A 3,262-nucleotide genomic window follows, 5' to 3' on the forward strand; every position below is an offset into this window, starting at 1 on the left:
CCCAAGCGGCGGACGTTCACCAAGGCCTACAAGGCGCGGATCCTGGCCGCTTTCGACGCGCTGCCCGAAGGCAGCCCTGAGCGGGGCGCACTGCTCCGCAAGGAACGGCTGTATCACTCCCATATCGTGCACTGGAGAAAGCAGGCTGAGAGCGGAACACTCCCGGCCTCGACCGGCCGGCCGCACAAGAGCGCCGAGTCGGAGGAACTGGCCCGGCTGCGGGCCGAGAACAAGAAACTCAAAGCCGATACCGCAAAACTCGAGTCCCGCAACGAGAAACTAGCCGGCGAGCTGGGTAAGACCAAAACCGCGCTGGATATTGCGGGAAAAGCATTCGCGCTGCTTCAGGACATCTCAAGCAGCGCGGACTCCGACACGAACTGAATCGGGTCCTGGACGAGTATTTCCCGGCTCTGGAGGCGTCGGTCGGCACGGTGAAGGCGTGCGCGGTGTTCGGGAGATCCCGGGCCACGGTGCACCGCCGGCGAAATCCGCGCCCGCCTGTGCATGGACCGCGCCGGCCGTTTCACCACCCGGCCGAACTGTCCGACGATGAACGCGAGCAGGTGCTGGCAGTGCTCGACTCTGCCCGTTTCGCCGACAAGTCGCCCGGCCAGGTGTGGGCGATCCTGCTGGACGAGGGTGTCTACCTGTGCTCGCAGGCCACCATGTACCGCCTGCTGCGCGAACGGGGGCAAAGTGGCGAGCGGCGCGCCCAGGCCGTCCGCCCTCCGACCAGCAAACCCGAACTGGAGGCCGACCGCCCCAACCTCGTGTGGTCGTGGGACATCACCAAACTGAAAGGCCCGGTGCGAGGCGTCTACTATCTGTTGTACGTCATCATCGACATCTTCTCCCGCAAAGTCATTCACTGGGAGATCTGGCCCACCGAAAACGGCACTCTGGCAGGAGAATTCATTCAGAACGCAATCGCCGCCAACAATAACGTCGCGCCACGCTCCATCCACGCCGACCGCGGCACGTCGATGACCTCAAACACCGTCACCGGCCTGCTCGCGCTGCTCGGCATCGATCAATCGCATTCCCGGCCGCACGTGTCCAACGACAACCCGTACTCGGAAGCGCAGTTCAAAACCCTCAAATATTGCCCGGCATTTCCTGGACGGTTCGGATCCATCGAAGACGCCAACGTTTTCTGCGGCCAATTCTTCCACTACTACAATCACGAGCATCGTCATTCCGGGATCGCGATGCACACACCCGCCTCGGTGCACGACGGCACCGCCGTGCACATCCAGGCCCGCCGGATCGCCACCCTCCACGCGGCCTTCCAGGCGCATCCGGAACGGTTCCGCGGCCGGCGACCCTACCCACCGGCATTGCCGACCAAGGTGTGGATCAACCAGCCACCCGTGATCTCCGAGACCGACACCTCACCACAAAGCGCGCAAGTAGCCTGACGTCTCACCGGGTTTGACAGGTTCCGTTCCGATACCGGGCTCCAGCTCTTGCTAACGCGCTATTCGATCTGCTGCGCGAAGATGGCCGCCGCCTCAGCGAGCCAGCGAGCTGCGAGGCGATCATGTGAAGGCCTGGCGCGAAGCGCCGTTGATGCGTTGATCTTTTCTTCTGCGGCAAGGCGCCGAGCGGGGGTCGTTGTAGCGTTGCAGTACCCGGCAACCATCTCACCCTGTGACACCGGGGCGGGTCAGCGGCAGCCGCTACATCAGACCAGCATCCCGAAGCGCCTGCTGGTTAGCCCGGTACGGGTAGAAGTGGCCGTGTTCAAGACTCTTCTGGATCAAATCGCCGTTTTCCTTGTCGGCGTGGAAGATCGACCACGTCGTGCAGGATTCGCAGATCTCACATGTGAGGAAGGGGCGCAGCGGATGGAGGCCCTGGTCGCCATCGAAAAGATAGAGACTGTCGGCTTCCACCCGGGGGCCCGAGTGCTGTGTGCTCTCCGTGGGTACGACAGGGTGATCCCCCATGAGCCTGCGGAAACGGACTGTCTCGGTGAGGCTGAAGCGGTCCCAGTTCGTGGATGTTATGTGGAGTAGTGGGAGGTCAGCGAGGAAGCGCGCTCGGGAAGTCAGGAGCGACAGGTCACGGAACGCCTCGTCGAGGTCGCTGGCTGGGGTGACGGGGGCGTTCGACCGCCCGTGCGCGTTGCTGTTTCTCCTATTTGAGAGGCGCTCGTTGGCCTTCAAGGTTTCGTCGCCTTCGAGAAGGCCGGCGAATTCGTGGAGGGGGTGTTCGGGGCTCAGCCGGTTCATGCCGTCGGCCCCCGAGATGCCCTGGAGGATCTTTGTCCAGTCTCCGAAGGTTGGTCCTCCGCGCCCTTTGGCGATCTTATTCTTGAGTTGTTCCACGGGTTTGAGGGTGATGCTGGCCTCGCTTGCAAGTGCAGCTGATACCAGGGCGCTGTAGCAGAGTAGTGCCTCCGCTGCTTCCAGGACCGACTTGTACGCCCGGTCCCGGTCTCCGGCGCTAATCCGTGCTTCGACGTCCCGCCAGCGCTGTGATAGGGGGTAGGGGTACCGCGTGCGGACTATGTAGCCCGGATTGTCGAGCTGAGCTGCTGCCTCGGCGCGCATGCGAATCAGCTGACCGGCTTGGATGATGGCCCTCCGAGCCTTCGTGCCCTCGATGCCGTCGTCTAGGACCTTTTCTCCGAGGGAGCCCGCTTCCGCGTGCCAATGCTGCATCATCCGTCCAGCCTGGTCGAGGTCATGCAGGGCTGCCGAGAGCGCCCGGTCTGCTGCTGGCAGCCGAAGGGAGGAGAGAGCCTTGGACGGGATGTGCTGCTGTACCGCGCCTCTCGCCAGCATGGCGACGGAATCGGAGCGCAGGAAGGCCAGGATTAACCGAGCGTGTTCTTGCGACAGGTTGGTGGTGGGGCGGAGGACGAGGATGCTGCCTGCGGCTGCGGCTGGCAGGTGGGATTCCTCGACGCGAGCCGCCTTGGCACGGCCGGCGACTACTGCGGAGAGCAGAATGTCGCCGATCTGGAGGTGGTGACTCTCCAGTATGCCCGTCCGCCATTCATCGGTGTCGTTGTCAGATTCGGTGATGGCGCCGTCCCGGCTGATGTTCCTTAGCCACAGGAGTCTGACCGCTCCCGACTGGCCGGCCTTCGCCCCATCGCCGGTCCCCGCTTTGGTTGCGTAGGCAGGGTGTGTCAACTTAACGGCTGATGTTGGTTGTTGAGTGGTCAGTTATTACTCGGGGTGAGGCGTCCCTCGAAGGCGATCTGGAACGCGTTGAGCGGGGCCTTCCAGCGCATGGTCCATCGTTTGCG

General features: G+C 63.4%; 2 protein-coding genes and 1 pseudogene. 2 read left to right on the forward strand and 1 reads right to left on the reverse strand.

Going from position 1 to position 3,262, the window contains the following annotated elements:
* Nucleotides 1–384, forward strand: a pseudogene (locus tag ABGB01_RS45735) (hypothetical protein); the annotation flags it as partial.
* An 8-nt stretch (nucleotides 385–392) separates the two neighbouring features.
* Nucleotides 393–1,421 (forward strand): IS3 family transposase, encoded by a 1,029-nt coding sequence (locus ABGB01_RS45740; RefSeq protein ID WP_347780598.1) that lies wholly within the window; start codon nucleotides 393–395, stop codon nucleotides 1,419–1,421.
* A gap of 261 nt (nucleotides 1,422–1,682) precedes the next feature.
* Here the strand turns inward: ABGB01_RS45740 and ABGB01_RS45745 are convergent, their stop codons facing one another.
* Nucleotides 1,683–3,146 carry a hypothetical protein gene (locus tag ABGB01_RS45745; RefSeq protein WP_347780597.1) on the reverse strand — a complete coding sequence of 488 codons (1,464 nt, stop codon included), beginning with the start codon at nucleotides 3,144–3,146 and terminating at the stop codon, nucleotides 1,683–1,685.
* Nucleotides 3,147–3,262: the final 116 nt, after the last annotated feature.

Source organism: Nonomuraea sp. B5E05 (assembly GCF_039880665.1).
In the GTDB taxonomy this organism is placed as follows: domain Bacteria; phylum Actinomycetota; class Actinomycetes; order Streptosporangiales; family Streptosporangiaceae; genus Nonomuraea.